Origin of the sequence: Myroides sp. (assembly GCF_032073645.1) — a bacterium.
GTDB classification, from domain to species: Bacteria; Bacteroidota; Bacteroidia; order Flavobacteriales; family Flavobacteriaceae; genus Flavobacterium; species Flavobacterium odoratimimum.
On record NZ_DAMANB010000003.1, the window covers coordinates 32,665 to 54,292 of the forward strand.

Genomic DNA, 21,628 nt, shown 5'->3' on the forward strand with positions numbered 1-21,628 from the left:
TTCCGCACTATATACGGGGTTGCAAATGTATAACTATTTTTTATTTATTCAAACCTCAAAGCATTAATTTTCAACATAATTAATTTTTTTTATCAACAATTCTCCTTTTACCTCTTTTTTTCTCTTTATACGATAGTTATTCAAAAGTTATCAACATTATTTCTCTCCCTTTTTAGTAATCCAGCATTTGTTCTAAATCTTCTCTTTCACTATTCAATAACACCAAAAAAAATAAACCTTAGCACTCTTCTCCCTTTTATACATCACCACAAAAAACATTCCTCTTTACAGCTTTATAACACAACAGCACACCTCTTATTATACATTATAGTATATACTATCTAATATTTTTATAAATACCATTAAATCCAAATACTTAAAATCTATCTTTGCACGTTTTTTAAATTATATTATTAAGTAACTTTGCCCCATGGAACAGGACAATCAGATATTTGGTATTCGTGCAATCATCGAAGCCATAGAAGCAGGAAAAGATATAGATAAGGTATTCATACAGAAAGAAGCTTCTGGAGAGTTAATGAGTTCTCTTCTTAAGACACTAAAGAAGAACAACGTAAACTTCTCTTATGTACCAATCGAGAAACTAAATAAACTAACTAATAAAAACCATCAAGGAGCTGTAGCGAATATCTCCCCTATCTCTTTTACTTCATTAGAAGTACTAGTAGAAGGTGTATTAGAGAAAAAAGAGAAACCTCTTTTCGTCATCCTTGACCAGATATCAGATGCTCGTAACTTCGGTGCTATTATACGTACAGCTGTATGCTGTGGTGCAGATGGTATCATTATATCTAAGAATGGAGCTGCTCCGGTAAACGGAGATACAGTAAAAACATCTGCGGGTGCTGTATTTAATATTCCTATCTGTAAAGTAGACCATATTAAGGACGCTGTATTCTATCTACAAGGGTCTGGTGTAATAACACTAGGTGCAACAGAGAAAGCAGAAAAAGAAATCTATGATGTAGACCTAAATGTGCCTGTAGCCATCATTATGGGAAGTGAAGATAAAGGTATCAACCCATCTGTACTTAAAATCATAGACGAGAAAGCAAAGTTACCGATGTTTAGCACAATAGATTCACTAAACGTATCTGTAGCGTGTGGAGCATTTTTATACGAAACAATCAGACAAAGAAGATAAGATTTGAAAGACGTAAAGGTATTATTAAAGAAGCCTAACTACCCTGTTAGCGATGAGTTCATGGCATACTTAACCAAGTATAAGCGCACTACTAAAACTAGTGTGATCTATGATGACTTATTGCGATTCAGTGGTTATATCAATATCGAGGACAGCAACGGTAATGATACACTGTGGTTACGTGTATATTATCCAGAGTTCGAGTATAAAGAGATAGAAGCTAGCCTTACTAAGATATATACCTTACTTCACTCTGATGGTGACATCGAGACACTACAGTATCTAACTATTGATCATATTGACTTTTGTTCGTTTGGTAATTCTAAACCATTCCGAGTGAAAGTTCGAAATATACTCAATGACAATATCACCAACTTCTATGTAAAGAGAGCCGATGCCTCACGCATATACGGATTAGAACTAGAAGAGATGCTGTCTCCGAATACGATGAATTATCTCGTACACAATGACACCTTAATAGAAGAACACATATTAGGTATACCTGCTGATGTATTTATCACAAATCACCTACCTAAATGTACTGAAAGTGAAAAATCACAGATCGCTAAAGAGTTTGTCAAGTTTAATGAACGCTGTATGATCGGTCTACTGGGTGATATGAGATCTTATAATTTCGTCATTATACCTACTCATGACTTCGATCAGGTAGTCTATAGAATCAGAGCTATCGACTTCGATCAGCAGAACTATGAAGGCAACCTCAAGTTCTACCTTCCTCAGTTCTTTAAAGAGAACTATACTATCGTGAAGATGGTATTAGAGAAACTAAAACATACTTCGATAGAACAGTATCGACGAGAAGTGAGATCTGTGATCGTAAGAAGAGTACTGAGTAATAAAGAGAGACTAGACGAACTAATCCACGTGATGATACAGGATACAGTCTCTACTCCAGAACATGTAGAAGAGTTAAAAATGTCCTTACACAAATTAACTCACGAGAAGTCTTTCAAATATTGTAAAAATATGGGAGAGATACTCGAAACAGCAATAGACTTCGTAGTCAAAAACTATAAAAGCACCTTCTAAGGTGCTTTTATAGTTTATATCGTTATCTAATTTGATACTGAGAGATCAGTACTGGTAATGTCTTTCTATAAGGATCTTTACTCTTCTTTTGTTTCGGTATGATAATAAAGTTGCCATGCTCATCGAAGCACCTCATAAAGGGGTCTGACTGAGGATCAAAGTTAGGGTCTTGCCACTCATACTTATACCCCTGCTCTATATGCTCAGGAGATGAAACTACAAAACTAAGAATCAATCCTGTCAAAAAACCACTCAAATGTCCTTCCCACGAAATACCGCTCTCTACATGGGGAAACATATACCACACCGTACCCCCATATAGCACTACGATAACCAGCGATAATGCCATCAGTCTATAATATCGCGTCTGTACTCCCTTAAAGAACATAAAGCTCACTAGCACATAGACTAATCCACTAGCACCGATATGATAACTATCTCTACCCATCAACCATGTACCGAAACCTGATAGCAGAATCCCTAAGATCAGTACCACCAACGCTTGTTTCTTATAAAAATACTGCAACATTAATAGCAGTGCAAAGAGGGCTATAGAGTTATTATACAAATGCTTTATCCCACCATGTATAAAAGGACTAAACACAATTCCCCTTAACCCCACTACCGTTCTCGGCAATACGCCATACTCGTGTAACTCATAAAAATTATTCCAATCCATCCAATACACTCCCCATATCAGTACAACGACGAATAAGGGTAGTAAAATTAGATTAATAGATAATGGAGGTAATTTCTCTTTACTCATATATTCATTCCTTTCTCCTTAAGTACATCTTACTATATAAGGTGCATATTTACTCCCTATACCAAACCTATCCATAAACACCCCTTGTAATGAAAGGCTATTATACATAGTACTCAAATTTTATATAGGTTAAATATAACTCATTTTATAACGAATTGTTTTTTCATTCACACCATTTTAGCATTGAAAAGAATATCACCCTCCTTACAAACAACTCTATACAGTAACTAACCTCTAAAAAAAGCAATTCACTTTTTTATTTATAATCACATATTCAGGTCTAAAAAAGGATAATAAACAATATCATTACCTCTTTTTATTTGAAAAAGGGTCTAAAACAAGTCCATAATCCCTAAATCAGTAAAAAAACAAATCATTTTTTTTATTCAACAAAACAAACAAAAGACTAAATATCAACCAATTACACAACACCCCTTAAAAAACAAAATATTGAAAACATACCGCCAACCTAGTAAAATAGGCTCTTAATTTGAATTCCTTGGACAATAATAGGACAATAAGCAATGAATACTGGACTAGAGAAGCCCTTTGTCCAAGAATACTTCTTCTATACTCCCCGCATTCTCCTTCAAGTAAGAATAAACATCAACATTAGCTTATGCACAGATATTCATGCTCTAATCAATAACTACTGCGCCTTAAACATTCCATTACTGAAAAACATCGTTATCTAAAAAAGAGATTGTATTTTTGTGAGAAGAGATTTAATTACGATAATGGAAGCACCTTTAGCAGAACGAGTACGCCCACATACACTGAGTGACTATGTCAGTCAAGAACACCTCGTGGGAGAGAATGGTATCTTAACGAATCAGTTAAAAGTTGGGTTTATCCCATCCTTAATCTTTTGGGGACCTCCAGGTACAGGCAAAACTACTCTGGCAGAGATTATCGCAAAAGAAAGCGAGAGACCCTTCTATGTATTGAGCGCAATTAACTCAGGGGTTAAAGATATCAGAGAAGTAATCGAGAAGGCAAAGTCTAACAGTGGTCTATTCACTGCTAGGAACCCTATCCTATTCATCGATGAGATACACCGCTTTAGTAAATCTCAACAAGACTCTCTACTAGCTGCAGTAGAGCGTGGCTGGGTAACACTAATCGGTGCCACTACAGAGAATCCGAGCTTCGAAGTTATCCCTGCTCTTCTCTCTAGATGTCAAGTTTATACGCTTAATGCGTTTACAAAAGAAGACTTACAGCACCTCCTAGAGCGCGCTATGAATAAAGATCTATTCTTAAAAAAGAAAAAGATAACCCTGACAGAGACAGAAGCTCTATTTAGAATATCAGGTGGAGATGGTCGTAAGCTACTAAACACCTTCGAGCTTATCATCAATGCTACTCATGATGACGAGATAGAAATCACCAATGAACGCGTAATGCAAGTAGTACAAAAGAATACTGTACTATATGATAAGACTGGTGAGCAGCACTATGATATCGTATCTGCTTTTATCAAATCTATCAGAGGTAGTGATCCTAATGGGGCTGTATATTGGCTGGCAAGAATGATAGAGGGTGGTGAAGATGTGAAGTTCATCGCACGAAGATTACTTATAGCTGCATCAGAAGATATCGGGAATGCTAATCCGACAGCACTCATTATGGCAAACAATACCTTCCAGGCTGTATCTGTCATAGGATACCCTGAGAGTAGAATACTACTTAGTCAATGTGCTATCTATCTAGCTACATCCCCTAAGAGTAACTCTACCTATCTAGCGATAGGCAAAGCACAACAACTCGTCAAACAAACAGGCGACTTATCTGTACCTATACACTTAAGGAATGCACCTACTAAACTAATGAAAGAACTAGGGTATGGCAAAGAGTACTTATACTCTCATGACTATACAAATAACTTCGTAGAACAAGAATTCCTACCAGACGAACTAGAGGGCACTGTACTCTATGAGCCTGGTGTAAACAATAGAGAGAATAGCACTCGAGAGTTCTTACGCAACAGATGGCAATTTAAATACAACTATTAAATAGAAAGACCTGCTTATAGCAGGTCTTTTAGTTCTATTAATTTCTGTACGTGATAGATCTGAGGTATTACTTTTTCTTTAGATTGGCTGTAGTAGATTGCATCCATTCCTACGCCTAGCGCTCCTTCTATATCCGCTAAGAAGTTATCACCTATCATCACGGAGTCTTTCACTCCTACCTTTGCTTTATCTAAAGCGTAGTTAAATATCTCAGGATTTGGCTTACTCACTCCTGCCATTTCAGAATTAGTCACTGTCTGAAAATAACCTGATATCCCTGATCGATCTAACTTTTTGCCTTGCACTTCATTAAAACCGTTAGTAATAATATGAAGTTTATATTTGTCTTGTAAGTAGTCTAATACTTCTATCGCACCATCAAATAAATAATTATGATTAGGCATAGCCTTTAGATAATTACCCCCTAGTAGCAACATCTCTTCTGTAGTAGACTGATACCCTAACTTAGCAAAGGTATCTCTGATTCTCCCTATTCTAAGCTCTTCTTTACTTACCTGATTTAGACTATACTTGTCCCAATACTCATTGTTGATTGCAACATAGTGGCTTAGAAAAGCCTCTGTGCTAAAAGGTAATTTTAATTCTTCAATAACATCATTAAAAGCTAAAGCAGAGTTCTTCTCAAAATCCCATAAGGTATGGTCTAAATCAAAAAAGATATCTGTCTTACTTGTTAAGCTTTTTACTCCCATTTTTTATAATCTTTTGTTTGAATTACAAAAGTAGGTATTTTAGAACTAAATCTACTTATAAAATACTCTCATCTGCAAAGCTATAATAACTGTATTCCGTAATAATCAAATGATCTAGTAACTGTATGTCCATAATACGCCCTGCTTCTTTAATCTTCTTAGTGATCTGTATATCTGCATCACTAGGCTTGACCTTACCACTAGGGTGATTATGCGTTAAGATTATCCCGACAGCCTTCTGCTCTAATGCTGTCTGAAACAACAATCTTATATCTACTACAGTACCTGTGATTCCCCCCTTGCTCAATGGCGATTTAAACTTAACTTTATTAGAGTTATTCAGATATAACACCCAAAACTCCTCATGTTCTAGATCCCCTATGATAGGATTAATCAGTTCAAACACATCACTGCTAGTAGTGATGATAGGTTCTTCTATACGCTCACTTAATCTCCTTCTCTGCCCTATCTCTAAAGCCGCAATAATCGCAATAGCCTTCGCTTCTCCTATTCCTTTAAACGCAGTGAGCTTCGAGATACTCTGTTTCGCTAATACACTTAGATTATTATTATACATCGCTAATATACGCTTACACAGCTCTACTGCAGACTCCTCTCTATGCCCTGAACCTATGAGTATCGCTAATAGTTCGGCATCACTTAAGGAAGTCTTTCCCTTCAGCATTAGCTTTTCTCTAGGTCTATCATCTTCTGCCCATTGTTTGATCGTGATCTTTTGGTGTTCCATAGTCATTGTTTTATACTATTCTATCGTACAAAAACTAAACCTAATGCAGTTATTCTATATAAAGCTTCTATTAAAAAGCAGTCAGTATTCAAACAAAAAAAGGTTATCAAATACAGCTGTACTTGATAACCTCTTTAATAGTATTATAATAATGACGTATGCCGTCTATTTATTCTTTACTTTCTCACTAAAAGCTTGCATATCTAATCCACCATAGTTACCTGAGCTCATGAATAACAATACAGTATTGCTTAAGTCTAATTGCTCTAAATATTGTTTGAAATCAGCAGCGTTAGTATACGTAGCTAATCCAGGTCTATTAAATGCAGTTTGCATCTGCTCTTGAGAGATCTCTGGCATATTCTTAATCTTTAGCGCATCTAAAGAATAGAATACTACAGCTTCGTCTGCTTTAGCTAACGCTCCTTCATACTGTGATAAGAAGGCAGAGTTAAGACTACTATATGTATGTAGCTCTAGACAAGCGATTACTTTCTTATTTGGGTACTGTGCCTTCACTGCTTCTGTTGTAGCGATAACTTTACTCGGTGAATGTGCAAAGTCTTTATAGATTACTGTCTGCTCAGTCTCTACTAACTTCTCTAATCTCTTAGACGCTCCTTTAAATGATGCGATAGCTTCGTAGAAATCTTCTTCATCTATCCCCATATTCTGACAGATCCACTTCGCTCCACTTATATTACTAAGGTTGTGCTTACCAAAAACCTCTAACGGCATAGGCCCGTCATTCGTATCTAAGTAAGTCTGCTCATTCTCGATAGTATAAGAAGGTGTAGTATAAGGTATCTTTCTAATCGGATTAGTAGCTTCTTCTACCAGTTGGTTTACCACAGCGTCTTCTTCGTTATACACTAAGATTCCTCCATTCACTAACTTTCCAATAAAAATCTTAAACTGCTCTACATAGTTTTCAAAAGTTGGGAATACATTGATATGATCCCATGCGATACCACTTAACAAGGCGATATTCGGCTGGTAGATATGAAACTTAGGACGAAGATCTAATGCTGATGATAGGTATTCATCACCTTCTATCAACATAAATTCATTATCTGAAGTAAGGTTTACCATTCTATCGAAGCCTTCTAACTGTGCCCCTACTAGATAATCTACTTCTACATTATGATAATGCATCACATGTAATATCATAGAAGTAATGGTAGTCTTACCATGAGACCCACCTATCACTACACGTGTTTTATTCTTAGAATGTTCGTAGATAAACTCAGGGTAAGAATAAATAGTCAGTCCTAATTCTTTTGCTTTTAGCAATTCTGGGTTATCCCCCTTAGCATGCATCCCTAGAATAATAACGTCTATCTCTTCTGTTATCTTCTCTGGGAACCACCCTTCTTCTTTTGGTAATAATCCCTTAGCCTCTAATCTAGACTTAGAAGGTTCAAATATAGTGTCATCACTACCTGTTACAATATCTCCTTTTGCATGTAAGGCTAATGCCAAATTGTGCATTGCACTTCCTCCGATTGCGATAAAATGTATACGCATTATATAAGTTTTTTACTGTCAATTCTACTAGTTGTAAAATTACAATTTAAATAACAATATGAAATTCTTTTTCTTTATATTACATTCAATTTTTAGCTAATATACCATGCAACATGATAAATCCTATTACGAAATAAACAACAACAGAGATACGAGTCTTGTTTACTACATTATCTCCTTTGTATGTTCGGTTATTGCATTCTTTATCTGTTGGATTCCTTTTGTCAATTTTATCTCTATATTTTTTAGCCTTATAGGTCTTGCCTTCGGCATCGCAGCCTATCGAAGAGCTAAAAAAGCTCTTGTCAGTACTACTATGCCCTTAGTTGCTATTATTATTTCACTGTTTCCACTAGTAATCTCTATAGGCACTACATCGGTACTACTCATCTATATCAATAAATAGATACTTTATAAATATAAAAAGCTCAAGTGACCTTGAGCTTTTTTCATTCTTAATAATTCAGTCCTAAATACTTTCTAAAGTATCCGCATTCTTTAATCACTTCTTGATAATACTTTGTATCACTATACTTAGCAGCTAATTCTGAGAAGCCATTCCACTTCTTAAACATGACATCATCACCCCATGCTCCCATATAATAATCCTTATTATGATAGGTCTGTACATAGAATTCATTTCGCTCAAGCTTAGCATCGAAGTAAGCTAACTTTGCTTTTTCTTCTTTTGTAGTCGCATATTGCTTAGCTATCGTATAGTACTTTCTAGCATTATTCATATTCAAGATGCTAGATTTATTCTCCATACCGATACTATTACTGCCATACTCATCCCAAATACTGTTGTAATACAATACGCGTGCATTACCAAAATACGTAGCATTATAATAAGCATTACCTACTAAAAGTGCATTGCTAAATACATCTGTACCATTAGCAATATTTGCCTTCATATCTCTTAGTTTCTCTAAGAATGATAGCTTCGTATATACCGTAGTCTGCTTAGCTGCATGATCACAATCGTTACAGTCCTTGATCTTTCCGTTAAATGGATTACCTAAAAGAGTAGCTGTGTTATACATCAACACCGTGTACTCATCATCATAGGTATTCTTCTTCTTGATAGGTTCTGCCTTCTTCATCTCTACAATAGCTTCATCTATCTTATCTTCATAAAACAAATGAATCGCTCTACTCTCATAAATATCACTAAGATTATATTGATATAAAGAAGTGAACAACTTTTCTGTCTCTGAATGATTAGTTTTTAACAAGAAACTCTCCATAGCACTAGATTGCTTCTTATCCTTATAAAAAGCTACACCTTGAGAGTTTAATATCTCTGCCATGATAGCATTGCCTTGCTCTTTATAAGTAGCTGATAAAAACTGTCTAATCCAACCTGCTGCGTACTCATATCTAAAAGGATCACTATAGTCATTCTTCACTAGTTCTGTATAAACCCATTTCAGTTCTGGCAATAGTTTTTCTTCTGTGCTCTTATCTAACTTTTTGACTTGAGACACTGTATTAATCAAGGCAAATAATCGGATTTGCTCAGCTAATAACTTATCTCCTTTTTTAGTATAGTTACTTGCTTCCTCTATTTGCTTAGTGGCACTCTTGTACTCTCCTTGGAAGATATCCATATACCCTGCTGCTAACTTCCACAACACTGGATTGGCTACTTCTTGTGGTTTATCTGCGACAGACTTTATCCACTTCAGTGTATTCTGATCTATCTTCTTCTTAATCGCCTTGAAATACTCATCACGAGACTTAAAACTACTTTCTGCAAATACATTGACTGCTTGCTCTTGCATATTCACCCATCTCGTCAAGATGTAGTCTATATGCGGGCTCTTAGGGTTAACCTCATAGGCGCGTTTCATAGATTCACCTAGGTCATCATAGTATCCCATTATAGACCATATAGCAGCTTTCACATCTCTATCGTCTGTATTCTCCACTATTTTTGTAATAGCAGCTTTATCAAGAGGCTTAAAGTTATACAAAGCAACTTGACGCATAGAAGGTTCTCTATCAAAAACAGTAGCGTATAGTAGGTTTGACTTCGCAAAATTAGCTTGCTCATAATACGCCCCTGCTACATAAGACATCGCTCTATAATACAGTGTATTCTGAGGTTGACTACTCGCTGTAGATTCAAAATAAGTAATCACACTACTCTTATCTACTGAGTAGAACTTAGCTTTCATCACCTGAAACCACATTCTATTAGCAAAAAAAGTATCCTTCTTATCCATCTTCTCATAGAAGCTCTGTACTTTATTAGCATAGTCTGTTGGCAATTGCTCTTTGACTTGTTGCTCATAGTTCCAATACTCGAACTCTTGAGCTGAATACTGTTCTACTGTTTTGGCAAAGTTTAGAAAGTTAATAAAGTTCTCTACTTTCTTATTCTTTAAGTCTAAGTCATAGATACTACTTCGTTTCTTTCCTTTTCGCAGTTCACTATATATAGTATACATCGTGTCTATCTCAAACTCATTAGACACTAAACATTCTTTCACTACATCCGCTGGTACAGCATTGCCTAAATATTGTGTCCACTCCTTAACAATATCCTCATTATACATACCTGCGTTATACATATATGCACCATCATAAAACTTCTCATAAGGTGCAAAAAACAAAGGCTTATATGAGTTATCTACAAATGCTTCTGGTGTAAAACTTGAAACAGAGGAATAACTCCACCACCCATCAGCACATCCGTATGAATACACACCTGCTCCTAACAGCAGTGATAAGCTACTCGCATACAACAATCTTTTTCCAAACTTCTTTTTCATAATAAGGGATATTTCTTGAATTTAAATCATATAGTATAATTTCAGAGGGGCACTTCCCACTTGCCTTCTCTAAGTCTTTTTTCATCTCTAACAACTGTGCACTAGTAGTCGTTTCTACTTTTATCTGATCGCCAACTAAAAACAATTGTCCAAAATACATTCCTTCTTTTGTCACACTATATCTAGTCTCGTCTATTTTTTTAAAAGCACTAATTTTATCCACTTCAGCTGTACGAACTCTACTGATCAAGCGAACTACTTTATTAGCTCTAGTATGTACTACCCATGAATAAATAGGAAAAGCATACTTCAGTTCTAAAGGATAATCGGCTAATGCACCTATATATTTACTTCCTATATTACGGTCATAAATAGAGTTCAACGAATCTGCTGAGATAGTCCCCATATTATAGTACATCAGTACACCATAATCTACTTTAGGGATTCCGGTCTTACCAGCGTACTTCACTTGGTGTAGTCTAATCGTAGATGACACCTTCCACTGGCTGGCTTTCTTAATCGACTCTATTAATTCAAAAAAAGAATCCTTACTCTTTAAGCTCCAATCACAGTCTAGTTGTATCTCACTTATCTGTATATGGTTGTGTTTATTAATCTGATTGATATAGTCTATTATCTTTTTTGACAATTCTCTATCTACCTTACTATTCACTAAGACTTCATTCTTTATGTATACAACAGGAACAATCTCTACATCAGGGATAGAGTCTTTAAACAGTATAGGTCGTATAGGTATAGGAGAGTCTCCTTGTAGTCCAATATCAAAATAGCGAATATAAAGCTTGTCCACTTTTAACTCTTTAAGCGTAGTACTTTCTAGTGAGTCTAACTGAAAGTTAGTTCTCCAATAGTAAAAAGACAACTTCGTCTGCAAGTCCTTATCTCCCTTAGAGACACAACTAACCAAGAATATTAAACAGATAAATAACACATACTTTTTCATGATGTAAACTTAATTCACGAAACATTTATGCACAAAAAAACGCCTAAATAATTTAGGCGTTTTGTGAATTTTAACTAAACGAACTATTTTACAATAGTCATCTCGTCTACAATATGTTTAGCGTCAGCGAACTTATCTATAATGAATAGTACGTAACGAATATCTACGTTAATTGTACGTTGTAATTTAGGGTCATAAATAACGTCTCCTGCCATAGCTTCGATGTTACCATCAAACGCAAGTCCGATTAACTCTCCTTTTCCATTTAATACTGGAGAACCTGAGTTACCTCCTGTGATATCATGGTCAGTCAAGAAGTTTACAGGCATATGTCCTGCTTTATCAGCATATACACCATAATCTTTCTTATTATATAAGTCGATTAGTTTTTGTGGTGCTTCGAACTCTTCGTCACCAACTTTATGTTTAGCAACTGTTCCTTTTAAAGTAGTAAACCAGTTCTCTGCAGCATCATTTACTTTATTTCCTCTTGGTAGGTCTTTTACAGTACCATAAGTTAAACGTAAAGTAGAGTTTGCATCTGGATAGTACTTACCTGTAGGGTTACTTTTTTGTACTCCATCTACAAATAATCTATATGCTTTTTGGAACTTATCTTCTAATGCAGTTACATTATCAGGCATAGCTCTATAATGATCCATAATAGCTACAGATAACTTAAACATTGGGTCACGAGAAATAGTCACTCCTTTAGGATCTGCTAAGAAAGCATCAATAGCCTCTTGGTTAGCAAATACACTCTTTTCAAAAATCTCATCTACATACTTTTCAAAATCACCATTGTATTCTTTGTTGATTTCAGCTACATAAGGAGCGATGTCATATCCTGTAGATTTAGTTGCATAAAGAGCTAATTGTTTAGCTAACATTTCTCTTTCTAATGGCTCATAAGTACTACCATAGATACTCTTGATATACTCTTTAAACTCAGGTAACATCTCAGCACGTTTCTTATCATCACCAGCAGCATACGCTTCCATACCTCCAGCTAAACGATATGGCGCAGCTACTAAATTAGAAGTACGCAACATTGTCATTAAGTAATTATCATGACGAGACTTCTCATTAGTCGCTTTATACCAAGCATTAATATCAGCTATTACATTTCCGTATTTAGCAGCGTTCTCTTTTTTAGAAGCCCATTTATGGAAATCTTTTTCAGCTTTTGTTTTAGTTGCTACAGTCTGATGTTGAGTCAATGCATCAATCATACCTTGACGGTTCTTCCAGTAGTTAGCTACACCAGCATATTTAGATGCATAGTTAAGGCGTACTGCGTCATTTGCAGCCATATACTTTTTCATTACATCCATTCCTAACTTAGATCCTTCAACCCAAGCTGGATAAGCGAACTTAATGTTTTGCTCTACTCCTTGTGCAGGCATCCATCTATTTGTTCTACCTGGATATCCTAATATCATAGAGAAGTCACCTTCTTTTATACCTGTGATAGATACAGGTAAGTGGTGTTTAGGAACCATTGGTACATTATCTGCAGAGTACTCTGCAGGATTACCATCTTTATCCGTATAAACACGGAACAAAGAGAAGTCACCTGTATGACGTGGCCATTCCCAGTTATCAGTATCACCTCCGAACTTACCGATGCTGTTAGGAGGAGTTCCTACTAAACGTACATCATTATAATCTTGGTATACGAAATAGTAGAATTCATTACCTTGGAAGAATGATTTTACAGAAACAGTATATTTTCCATCTCCATCATTTTCTTTTTGAATCTTAGCGATTTCTTGGTTGATTGCTTTCTCTCTTTCGATTTCAGACATCTTATCATTAACAACGCTTAAGATACGCTTTGTTACATTGTCCATTCTCACAAAGAAACGAACAGAAAGACCTTTAGCAGCTCTCTCACTTGCTTTATCTTTTGCCCAGAATCCATTCGTTAAGATATCGTCTTCTGGTGTAGATAATTTAGCTATTTTATCATATCCACAGTGGTGGTTAGTCAATACCAAACCTTGATTAGATACAATCTCTGCTGTACATCCACCATCAAATTGTATAATAGCATCTTTCAACGAATGATTATTGATACTATATATTTCTTCAGATGTCAACTGTAGTCCCATCTTCTCCATATCGCGTTGGTTTAAACGCTCTATGAACATTAAGAACCACATCCCTTCATCAGCTTTTACCGTAGTAGGTATCGCTAATATGAACGCAGTTAAAAATAAAACGATTTTTTTCATATTAATTAGTATGTTAGAAATGCGAAGATAAATTTAATTCTATAAATCCTCCTCAATTGTTGTAATTATTCTTTGTCTGATGATTGTTTATCAGCTATTAGCTTTTCCTCTTTACAAGCGTCTAAAGGAATATTATTATGGTTATCATATCGATTCTGTAACTCATCTACTACAGACTTATCCCATAGTTTTATCCCTGTAATATAAGCCGTTCTTGCAATTAAGAATGCTGCAACAGGAGAAGTGATAAACAAGAAAAATATAATAGCTAACACTTTAGTCGTTGTTGAAAACTCTGCAAAATGTATAGCTGCCGCTGTAAGAATACAACCAATGCCTAAAGTCGCTGCCTTAATCGTAATAGACAGTCTTGTATAGAAATCAGGCATACGTACAATTCCTATAGAAGCTATTAACACAAATACTGCTCCTACAGTACTTAATATCATTATCACAATATCAATCATCTCTATTCCTTTTTAATAAATAATATGCAAAAGCCACTGTACTCAAGAATGCTATTAACGCTAATATCATTGCCACATCTAAGAATATTGGATCATTAGCAATCAAGCTAAACACTCCAATAACCCCTACTCCTACTGTAATCAGTAAGTCTAGAGCAACTACTCTATCTGATACACTTGGCCCTTTTAGAAATCTTATAAATATGAAGATTAAAGACAAGCTGATGATAGGCATAATTACATATATTAAATAATCTTCTACTGTCATCGCAATATCTCTAATAGTTTAGTTTCTGTTCTCTCTTTCATATTCTTAATAAACTTGTGTTTATCTCTTAAATACATAGTATGTATATAAACATAACTTTTATCTTCTGCAATATCAATCACCATAGTACCTGGAGTCAAAGCGATAATATTGGTCAACATCGTAATCTCAAAATCTGTCTTAGCATCTAGATTATACTTAATGATACCAGGTGTCGTATGATAATTAGGTGTCATTACATCTATCGCCACACGTAAGTTAGCCTCCATCATATCATAAATAAAATAGAGAATAAAGATCATAATCTTCGGTACACGATAAAAGTATTCCTTATCTGCTTGCTTAGATCGTCTTGTTAACATCCATAAAATAAAGAATCCTGCCGCACCTCCAAAGATGAAGTTAGAATAATTCAACTGTCCTGTTAAAGCAACCCAGACAAATGTCAATAATAAATTAAGTAAAAAATACTTCAACATAATCTGCTTATTTTAAATGATGCATTACTGATTCTATATAGATTGACGGATTCATTAGTTCGTATGCTACACGCTCTGCTACTTTAAATACAAAAGAGGCATTAAACCCGATCAACAAGGATACTACAGCTAATCCAATAACTGGTAATACTAAAGCTATTTTACCTCTAGTATGGAACGGTGCGAAATAGTCTACCTCTTCCGCATTCGGCTTTGGCAAATCTTTCCAAAACACTTCTGACCAAATACGAGCTACAATAAATAAAGTAATAAAACTCGCAAATATCAATGTCCCTAATAACACATAACTCTCCTGCTTAAAGGCTTCTTGGAACAAAAGAATCTTTGGCCAGAACCCAGACAACGGTGGTATACCTGCTAGAGAGAATAGGATAATCGCAAAGACGATAGACAACTTAGGGTAATCCTTATAGAACCCTCCTAATCGATAAATATCTTGTGTTACACGTATTTTCTGTATCAGACCACTCATCATAAAGAAGTTACTCTTCACAATAACATCGTGGATTAGATAGAACACTACTCCTACAAAAGCTAGCTCTGTATAGATACCAATACCTGCTATCAGATACCCTATATGACAAACAATAAAGTAAGATAATATTCTTCTAATATTACGCTTATTGATCACCCCTAGTGCTCCACTTATCATGGTAAGAATAGCAATAACTATAAATACTTGTAATACAAAATCATCAGGTTCGAATACTACTGTGAATACTCTTATCATAGAATACACTCCCATCTTAGTCAACAATCCTCCAAACACAGCACCGATAGCTGATGGTGGTGTATGATAAGACGATGGCAACCAGAAGTACATTGGGAACACTGCTGACTTAATACCAAAACCAACAAAGAACAACAATGCGGTTACTGTTACTAATCCTCTATTCTCCACTGCTGCTACATGTTCAGGTAGGTCTGCAATATTCAAACTACCTGTTATTCCATATAGAATCCCGATGGCTGTTAAGAAGATTACCGAAGCTAACATATTCATGGTTACATACTTCACAGCACCTTCCATCTGTCTCTTTTTTCCTCCTAATGTCAATAAAACAAAAGAAGAAATAATCACTACTTCAAACCACACATAAAGATTAAATATATCTCCTGTCAAAAAGGCTCCCATCAACCCCATAATTAGGAAGTGATAGATAAAGAAGTGTCCATATCGTATACGACTAATATTAGTCGCAGCCGTTGAGTATATACCTACAGCTAATGACACTATAGCAGTAAGCATCACCATCGTAGCGCTCAACATATCACCTACGAAGGTAATTCCAAATGGTGCTTCCCAGCCTCCCATTTGTAAAGTCATATTTCCATTTTCCCATATTAGGGTAAACAACCTCAAACTCACAAAGAAGCCGATGATGTTACCTATTACACTCACAGTCTTCTGTGCCTGTACATTCTTCCAGAAGAACAACAGTACAATAGCCGTCAGCATATGTGCTAATATAGGAGCTAATATAAAGTTCGAAATCATATATCTAAATCTTGGATATTAAGTGAATCTAAATCATCAGTTCCTGTTGTCTCATGTACTTTCTTCAATAGAATAATAGCAAAAGCTGTCAACCCAAAACTGATAACTATGGCTGTCAAGATTAGTGCTTGGGGCACTGGGTCTGCATATACATCTGTAAAATGTTTACTCTCCCCGTTAATGATAGGCGCTTTCCCTTTGGTTAACTCCCCCATTAAGAAGATCAATATATTGGCGCCATTACCTAGCATCATAAACCCTAAAAGTAACTTAACCATACTTCTACGCAAGATCAAGTATATACCTGCAGAATATAAGATTCCAACTAATAATACTAATAGTAATTCCATACTTATCTCTTTTATTCACTTTCTGAAATAGTTAATAATATAGTTAGCACAACACCAACCACCACTAAATAGACTCCAATATCAAAAAACAAAGCAGTCCCCACTGAGCCTATAACTGCTACATTATCTGCGAACCATACTCCTGTCATAAAAGGTCTTCCCAATATTACAGGCAAAAAACCACTTATAAAAGAAATTGTCAAGCCTATAGGTATCAACATACGCGGCGGAATCTGAAACAGTCTCAATGTTCTTCTAGTCGTATAAGCAAAAGCGTGTAACACAAATGCTATAGACGCTATCAATCCTCCAACAAAACCTCCTCCTGATAAATAATGTCCTCTCAGTAATACAAAAAGAGAGAATAATAATAACAGAGGCAATAAATAATTAGTCGCTGTCCTCAATATCGTTGAGTCCATCTTCTTTATATCGTACTTAGTCTTATTCTTCATCTTCTCTATATTTTAACATACTGAATACTCCTAATGCTGCGATAGATAATACTATCGTCTCTATCATGGTATCAAATCCTCTAAAGTCAACTAGAATAACATTCACCACGTTCTTACCTTTAGCTAGCACATATACGTTTTCTGCATAATATCTACTGATATCCTTATCTGCTGGAGATACTAAAGCTTGTAAAGTAATAATAGAAATCAAAACACCGAATGCAATAGAAATAACTGCATCTCTAAACTGTATCTTCCTATTACCTAGTTTTAAGAATGGAGGTAACTTAAACAGTACCAAAATAAATAGTACTGTAGTCAATGTATCAATAGCGAACTGCGTCATTCCTAAATCAGGCGCGCCGTAGAATACGAATATTAAACAGATACAATACCCTACTACTCCAGTAGCTGCAATTGCTGTCAATCTTGATGATGTATTTATTGCAAAGACAATTGCTACTACCGCAATTAAGAATACGACTAACTCATAAGCTCTAAACTCAGACAGCCCTGTCGTGTTCACACGTAGTGGTACATCTGCAAATAACTTATATCCTACTAATCCCACAAAGAAAACAATGATTACTGCTAGATAAGATCTTAGATATCCGTTGTGGAAGATCCAAGTATAACGATAAGCTAATACTCTGAAGAACTCTACGATGATAGAGAATATATTCTTAGGAGATACTTTTTCGAAGTTCTCTACTACACATAGCGGGTTCTTCCATCTCTTAAAGATGATATACACTATCGTACCCAGCACGATCGTACATCCACTTAATAATAAGCTAGTATTTACACCATGCCATATCGCTAGTGGCATCTCTACTACAGAACCGTACATAGCACTAAAGGTCGCTATGATGATTTCGTGATACGCTATAGCTGGTAATACTCCTAATAGTAAGGTAAAGAATCCTAATACTACAGGAGGAGTTATAAGTGCCCAATCAGGTTGATGAGAGATACAGACATTCTTAGTCGCTTTACCGAAGAAAGGTTTTATACCAATTAAGAAACCTGAGCCCGTCAAAAACACATTTGTGAAGAATAAGGCACCTACTAATATTATCGCTAAAGTCTCATCCATATAATGAAGTCCACTCTCATAGATCAACTCTTTCCCAATAAACCCAAAAGTCAGAGGAATACCTGCACATGATAATGCGGCAACAACAGCTGCAACACTTAACAGAGGGAAATACTTACGCAGTCCTCCCAACTCGTTAATATCACGGGTATGTAAAGCGTGATCTATAATACCTGTAATCAAGAAAAAAGCTGCTTTATACAATGCGTGTGCTAATACGAATACCGCCATAGCATATAGCGCTATCTGAGTACCTATCCCTAACAAGAACATTAATAGTCCTAAGGCAGATATAGTAGAGTAAGCTAATATTCCTTTCATATCTTTTCTAAAGACACTGTGAAAAGCACCGAATAGCATCGTCACACCACCTACTACCAGTAAGATTGTGTTCCACTCCATCTTACCTCCTAGTATAGGAGTGAATCTAGCTACTAAATATACACCTGCCTTCACCATCGTAGCAGAGTGTAGATACGCTGATACTGGTGTAGGAGCCTTCATCGCCCCTGGTAACCAGAAGTGAAAAGGAAACTGTGCAGACTTAGTAAAAGCTGCTATGAATAAGAAAATGATAATTAATAAGTAGAAAGGACTCTCTCTTAACACATCACTCTGTCCTAATAACTCGTGTATAGAATATGTTCCGGATATAGTTCCTACTATGACACCAAAGGACAGTAAGAAGAATCCTCCTAACCCTGTAATAGCTAAAGCCCATAATGCACTCGTTCTAGATTCTTCTTCTTCATTATTAAAACCAATCAAGAAGAAAGAACTTATACTCGTAAGCTCCCAAAAAATAAACAAGGTGATTAGATTGTCAGAAGTAACGACTCCTAACATTGCTCCCATAAAAACAGTGAGGTAGCAAATAAAACGGTGTAACAGAGGATGCCCTCTTAAATAAGAAGAAGCATATAAATATACCAATGTTCCAATTCCAGAAATCAATAATCCAAACAAAAGTGATAGACCGTCTATTTTAAAGTCTAAATTGATACCTAATGAAGGAATCCATTCAGTGCTAAATAGGACACTATTAAATCCGTCTTTTACAGAACGTAAAAAAGATAATAGATATAAAAAAATTGAAAATGGAAGTAGGGATATTAATGCTACAAATTTACTTTGTACAAACTTCTTTAGAAATAACACTCCGAAAGCAAGTACAAAAGTGAGAAAAATTAATGTTAGCATATTTTGTTTATTTCTCTAAATATATATTTTCAGTTTGATGTAAATATATACAAAAAAAATAAATTTTAACTTATAACTTGCCGTATAACAACAAATAACATCCACATTTTTCTCACCTTCACCCTGCCAATAGGGAATTAAAGGCAATTCCCTTAATTTAATCTTATTTATTCAACATTTCCCATAATTTATCCTTTAACTCCATTAGCCCTTGTTGAGCCACAGAAGAGATAAACATATATGGTACTCCATCTAGTTCAGCATCTAGCTGTTCTTTTAATTCTGATTTAAGCTCATCATCTAGCATATCACACTTAGTAACTACTAAAAGACGGTCTTTATCCAGCATTTCTGGATTATATCTTCTTAACTCATCTATTAAGATGTTATACTCTTTTTTAATATCATCAGCATCCGCAGGCACCATGAATAACAAAGTAGAGTTTCTCTCGATATGTCTTAAGAAGTAATGACCTAAACCTTTCCCTTCTGCAGCTCCTTCGATAATACCAGGAATATCTGCAATCACAAAAGATTTAAAATCTCTATACGACACGATACCTAAGTTAGGCTTCAGTGTTGTAAACGGATAATCCGCTATCTTTGGTTTAGCTGAAGTAAGTACAGATAGTAATGTAGATTTACCCGCATTAGGGAATCCTACTAATCCGACATCAGCTAATACTTTTAATTCTAATATCACATCTAGTTCTTCACTAGGCAACCCAGGTTGTGCATATCTAGGAGTCTGGTTAGTAGATGATCTAAAATGCCAGTTACCTAATCCTCCTTTACCTCCTTCGGCTACGATTCTCTTTTCGCCGTGTTCAGTAATTTCGAATAATACTTCACCTGTCTCTTTGTCCTTCACTACAGTTCCTAATGGCACCTCGATAATTCTATCTTCTCCATCTGACCCTGTACTTCTAGAACTCCCCCCATCACCACCGTGACCTGCTTTAATATGACGTGCAAATTTAAGGTGAAATAAAGTCCATAAGCCTTCGTTTCCGACTATGTATACGTGACCTCCGCGACCTCCGTCACCACCATCAGGCCCACCTTTTTCAATAAACTTTTCTCTGTGTAAGTGTGTAGATCCTCTACCTCCCTTACCAGAAGCTACATATATCTTTACGTAATCGACAAAATTCCCTTCAGTCATTTCCTTTAATTTTTTTCGTCCTTATTGCACCATACAATAGGAATTGGGCGGCAAATGTAATATTTTTTAGCGAATGTTATAAAGTACCTTATATTAAAGTATCTATAACTTTGCTTAAACGTCCTGTAATTTCTTCGATAGAACCTATTCCATCTACAGCGTAGAATTTATTTTTTGCTTCGTAGAACGCGATAAGAGGAGCAGTCTTCTCATTATACTCTGTATAACGTGTACGGATCTTAGCCTCATCTTGGTCATCAGCTCTACCACTCGTTTTACCTCTCTCTAGGATACGTGCTACTAATACATCATCATCAGCCTCTAAACCTACAGTTCCTGCAAAAGTGATTCCTTTCTCATTCAATAGTTTTTCTAGTGCTTCAGCTTGAGCGATTGTACGAGGAAAACCATCAAATAAGAATCCTGATTTATCCATATTCTTGCTCACCTCTTCTGCCAACATATTAATTGTAACACTGTCTGGAACTAGTTCTCCTTGATCCATATATACTTTAGCTTGTTTACCTAGCTCAGTATCGTTTTTTAAGTTAAAACGGAATACATCTCCTGTAGAGATATGTGTTAAATTATACTTTTCTTTTAAAAACTCAGCCTGTGTACCTTTCCCAGCACCTGGTTTTCCAAATAAAACTATTGCAATCATTAT

Annotated in this window: 20 protein-coding genes; 4 read left to right on the top strand and 16 right to left on the bottom strand. The window is 35.6% G+C overall.

Annotated features, from left to right (window positions below):
- Positions 1-430: 430 nt before the first annotated feature.
- Both rlmB and RT228_RS03180 read left to right on the top strand, forming a co-directional pair.
- Positions 431-1,165 carry a 23S rRNA (guanosine(2251)-2'-O)-methyltransferase RlmB gene (gene rlmB, locus RT228_RS03175; protein ID WP_006259500.1) on the top strand — a complete coding sequence of 245 codons (735 nt, stop codon included), beginning with the start codon at positions 431-433 and terminating at the stop codon, positions 1,163-1,165.
- Positions 1,166-1,168: 3 nt separating this feature from the next.
- Entirely contained in the window at positions 1,169-2,215 is a 1,047-nt protein-coding gene (locus RT228_RS03180) for a hypothetical protein (protein ID WP_006264736.1), read from the top strand.
- 22 nt (positions 2,216-2,237) lie between these two features.
- On the opposite strand, the gene RT228_RS03185 is transcribed toward RT228_RS03180, so the two are convergent.
- Positions 2,238-2,981 (bottom strand): rhomboid family intramembrane serine protease, encoded by a 744-nt coding sequence (locus tag RT228_RS03185; RefSeq protein WP_006259502.1) that lies wholly within the window; start codon positions 2,979-2,981, stop codon positions 2,238-2,240.
- 737 nt (positions 2,982-3,718) lie between these two features.
- Between RT228_RS03185 and RT228_RS03190 the strand changes: the two genes are divergently transcribed.
- Positions 3,719-4,996 carry a replication-associated recombination protein A gene (locus RT228_RS03190; RefSeq protein WP_006262072.1) on the top strand — a complete coding sequence of 426 codons (1,278 nt, stop codon included), beginning with the start codon at positions 3,719-3,721 and terminating at the stop codon, positions 4,994-4,996.
- Positions 4,997-5,010: 14 nt separating this feature from the next.
- On the opposite strand, the gene RT228_RS03195 is transcribed toward RT228_RS03190, so the two are convergent.
- From RT228_RS03195 to murC, 3 genes are all read right to left on the bottom strand, one after another.
- Positions 5,011-5,709, bottom strand: a complete 699-nt coding sequence (locus RT228_RS03195) for a YjjG family noncanonical pyrimidine nucleotidase (protein ID WP_313138439.1) — start codon at positions 5,707-5,709, stop codon at positions 5,011-5,013.
- Between the two features lie 55 nt (positions 5,710-5,764).
- Positions 5,765-6,457, bottom strand: a complete 693-nt coding sequence (gene radC, locus RT228_RS03200; protein WP_313138440.1) for a RadC family protein — start codon at positions 6,455-6,457, stop codon at positions 5,765-5,767.
- A 165-nt stretch (positions 6,458-6,622) separates the two neighbouring features.
- Positions 6,623-7,984: a UDP-N-acetylmuramate--L-alanine ligase gene (gene murC / locus RT228_RS03205; RefSeq protein WP_006262074.1), complete on the bottom strand. Its 1,362-nt coding sequence runs from the start codon at positions 7,982-7,984 to the stop codon at positions 6,623-6,625.
- Positions 7,985-8,090: 106 nt separating this feature from the next.
- Here murC and RT228_RS03210 point away from each other — a divergent pair, with 106 nt between their 5' ends.
- Positions 8,091-8,390, top strand: a complete 300-nt coding sequence (locus RT228_RS03210) for a hypothetical protein (protein ID WP_073145607.1) — start codon at positions 8,091-8,093, stop codon at positions 8,388-8,390.
- A 49-nt stretch (positions 8,391-8,439) separates the two neighbouring features.
- Here RT228_RS03210 and RT228_RS03215 read toward each other — a convergent pair whose 3' ends face one another.
- From RT228_RS03215 to RT228_RS03270, 12 genes are all read right to left on the bottom strand, one after another.
- The gene (locus tag RT228_RS03215; protein WP_313138441.1) at positions 8,440-10,761 is read right to left on the bottom strand and encodes a hypothetical protein; all 2,322 of its coding nucleotides are present in this window, start codon (positions 10,759-10,761) and stop codon (positions 8,440-8,442) included.
- Complete coding sequence (locus RT228_RS03220; RefSeq protein WP_313138442.1) at positions 10,721-11,725, bottom strand: hypothetical protein; 1,005 nt, start codon at positions 11,723-11,725, stop codon at positions 10,721-10,723. The genes RT228_RS03215 and RT228_RS03220 overlap by 41 nt, the downstream gene beginning before the upstream one ends.
- Before the next feature lie 83 nt (positions 11,726-11,808).
- Positions 11,809-13,962 (bottom strand): S46 family peptidase, encoded by a 2,154-nt coding sequence (locus tag RT228_RS03225; RefSeq protein ID WP_313138443.1) that lies wholly within the window; start codon positions 13,960-13,962, stop codon positions 11,809-11,811.
- A gap of 65 nt (positions 13,963-14,027) precedes the next feature.
- Positions 14,028-14,429 carry a monovalent cation/H(+) antiporter subunit G gene (mnhG, locus tag RT228_RS03230; protein WP_006262078.1) on the bottom strand — a complete coding sequence of 134 codons (402 nt, stop codon included), beginning with the start codon at positions 14,427-14,429 and terminating at the stop codon, positions 14,028-14,030.
- A complete protein-coding gene (locus tag RT228_RS03235; RefSeq protein WP_006259512.1) occupies positions 14,422-14,697 on the bottom strand; it encodes a cation:proton antiporter in 276 nt (91 codons plus the stop codon). Before RT228_RS03235 ends, mnhG begins: the two co-directional genes overlap by 8 nt.
- Positions 14,694-15,176 (bottom strand): Na+/H+ antiporter subunit E, encoded by a 483-nt coding sequence (locus RT228_RS03240; RefSeq protein ID WP_006262079.1) that lies wholly within the window; start codon positions 15,174-15,176, stop codon positions 14,694-14,696. The genes RT228_RS03235 and RT228_RS03240 overlap by 4 nt, the downstream gene beginning before the upstream one ends.
- 7 nt (positions 15,177-15,183) lie before the next feature.
- Positions 15,184-16,695: a proton-conducting transporter membrane subunit gene (locus tag RT228_RS03245; RefSeq protein WP_006264730.1), complete on the bottom strand. Its 1,512-nt coding sequence runs from the start codon at positions 16,693-16,695 to the stop codon at positions 15,184-15,186.
- Positions 16,692-17,045: a Na+/H+ antiporter subunit C gene (locus RT228_RS03250; RefSeq protein ID WP_006259515.1), complete on the bottom strand. Its 354-nt coding sequence runs from the start codon at positions 17,043-17,045 to the stop codon at positions 16,692-16,694. Before RT228_RS03250 ends, RT228_RS03245 begins: the two co-directional genes overlap by 4 nt.
- 11 nt (positions 17,046-17,056) lie before the next feature.
- Positions 17,057-17,500 carry a Na+/H+ antiporter subunit B gene (locus tag RT228_RS03255; protein WP_006259516.1) on the bottom strand — a complete coding sequence of 148 codons (444 nt, stop codon included), beginning with the start codon at positions 17,498-17,500 and terminating at the stop codon, positions 17,057-17,059.
- Positions 17,490-19,796 carry a hydrogen gas-evolving membrane-bound hydrogenase subunit E gene (gene mbhE / locus RT228_RS03260; RefSeq protein ID WP_313138444.1) on the bottom strand — a complete coding sequence of 769 codons (2,307 nt, stop codon included), beginning with the start codon at positions 19,794-19,796 and terminating at the stop codon, positions 17,490-17,492. Before mbhE ends, RT228_RS03255 begins: the two co-directional genes overlap by 11 nt.
- A gap of 163 nt (positions 19,797-19,959) precedes the next feature.
- Positions 19,960-20,961 (bottom strand): GTPase ObgE, encoded by a 1,002-nt coding sequence (gene obgE / locus RT228_RS03265; RefSeq protein ID WP_313138445.1) that lies wholly within the window; start codon positions 20,959-20,961, stop codon positions 19,960-19,962.
- Between the two features lie 88 nt (positions 20,962-21,049).
- Positions 21,050-21,625, bottom strand: a complete 576-nt coding sequence (locus tag RT228_RS03270; protein WP_006259519.1) for an adenylate kinase — start codon at positions 21,623-21,625, stop codon at positions 21,050-21,052.
- Positions 21,626-21,628 lie beyond the last annotated feature (3 nt).

Excerpts from the sequence above, each read along its gene's own strand:
- RT228_RS03210 (WP_073145607.1), top strand. The coding sequence starts at position 8,091 with ATGCAACATGATAAATCCTATTACGAAATAAACAACAACAGAGATACG.
- murC (WP_006262074.1), bottom strand. The coding sequence starts at position 7,984 with ATGCGTATACATTTTATCGCAATCGGAGGAAGTGCAATGCACAATTTG.
- mbhE (WP_313138444.1), bottom strand. The coding sequence starts at position 19,796 with ATGCTAACATTAATTTTTCTCACTTTTGTACTTGCTTTCGGAGTGTTA.
- RT228_RS03270 (WP_006259519.1), bottom strand. The coding sequence starts at position 21,625 with ATGATTGCAATAGTTTTATTTGGAAAACCAGGTGCTGGGAAAGGTACA.
- RT228_RS03195 (WP_313138439.1), bottom strand. The coding sequence starts at position 5,709 with ATGGGAGTAAAAAGCTTAACAAGTAAGACAGATATCTTTTTTGATTTA.
- radC (WP_313138440.1), bottom strand. The coding sequence starts at position 6,457 with ATGGAACACCAAAAGATCACGATCAAACAATGGGCAGAAGATGATAGA.
- rlmB (WP_006259500.1), top strand. The coding sequence starts at position 431 with ATGGAACAGGACAATCAGATATTTGGTATTCGTGCAATCATCGAAGCC.
- RT228_RS03240 (WP_006262079.1), bottom strand. The coding sequence starts at position 15,176 with ATGTTGAAGTATTTTTTACTTAATTTATTATTGACATTTGTCTGGGTT.
- RT228_RS03255 (WP_006259516.1), bottom strand. The coding sequence starts at position 17,500 with ATGAAGAATAAGACTAAGTACGATATAAAGAAGATGGACTCAACGATA.
- RT228_RS03220 (WP_313138442.1), bottom strand. The coding sequence starts at position 11,725 with ATGAAAAAGTATGTGTTATTTATCTGTTTAATATTCTTGGTTAGTTGT.
- RT228_RS03235 (WP_006259512.1), bottom strand. The coding sequence starts at position 14,697 with ATGACAGTAGAAGATTATTTAATATATGTAATTATGCCTATCATCAGC.
- mnhG (WP_006262078.1), bottom strand. The coding sequence starts at position 14,429 with ATGATTGATATTGTGATAATGATATTAAGTACTGTAGGAGCAGTATTT.
- RT228_RS03185 (WP_006259502.1), bottom strand. The coding sequence starts at position 2,981 with ATGAGTAAAGAGAAATTACCTCCATTATCTATTAATCTAATTTTACTA.
- RT228_RS03225 (WP_313138443.1), bottom strand. The coding sequence starts at position 13,962 with ATGAAAAAAATCGTTTTATTTTTAACTGCGTTCATATTAGCGATACCT.
- RT228_RS03190 (WP_006262072.1), top strand. The coding sequence starts at position 3,719 with ATGGAAGCACCTTTAGCAGAACGAGTACGCCCACATACACTGAGTGAC.
- RT228_RS03250 (WP_006259515.1), bottom strand. The coding sequence starts at position 17,045 with ATGGAATTACTATTAGTATTATTAGTTGGAATCTTATATTCTGCAGGT.
- RT228_RS03215 (WP_313138441.1), bottom strand. The coding sequence starts at position 10,761 with ATGAAAAAGAAGTTTGGAAAAAGATTGTTGTATGCGAGTAGCTTATCA.
- RT228_RS03245 (WP_006264730.1), bottom strand. The coding sequence starts at position 16,695 with ATGATTTCGAACTTTATATTAGCTCCTATATTAGCACATATGCTGACG.
- obgE (WP_313138445.1), bottom strand. The coding sequence starts at position 20,961 with ATGACTGAAGGGAATTTTGTCGATTACGTAAAGATATATGTAGCTTCT.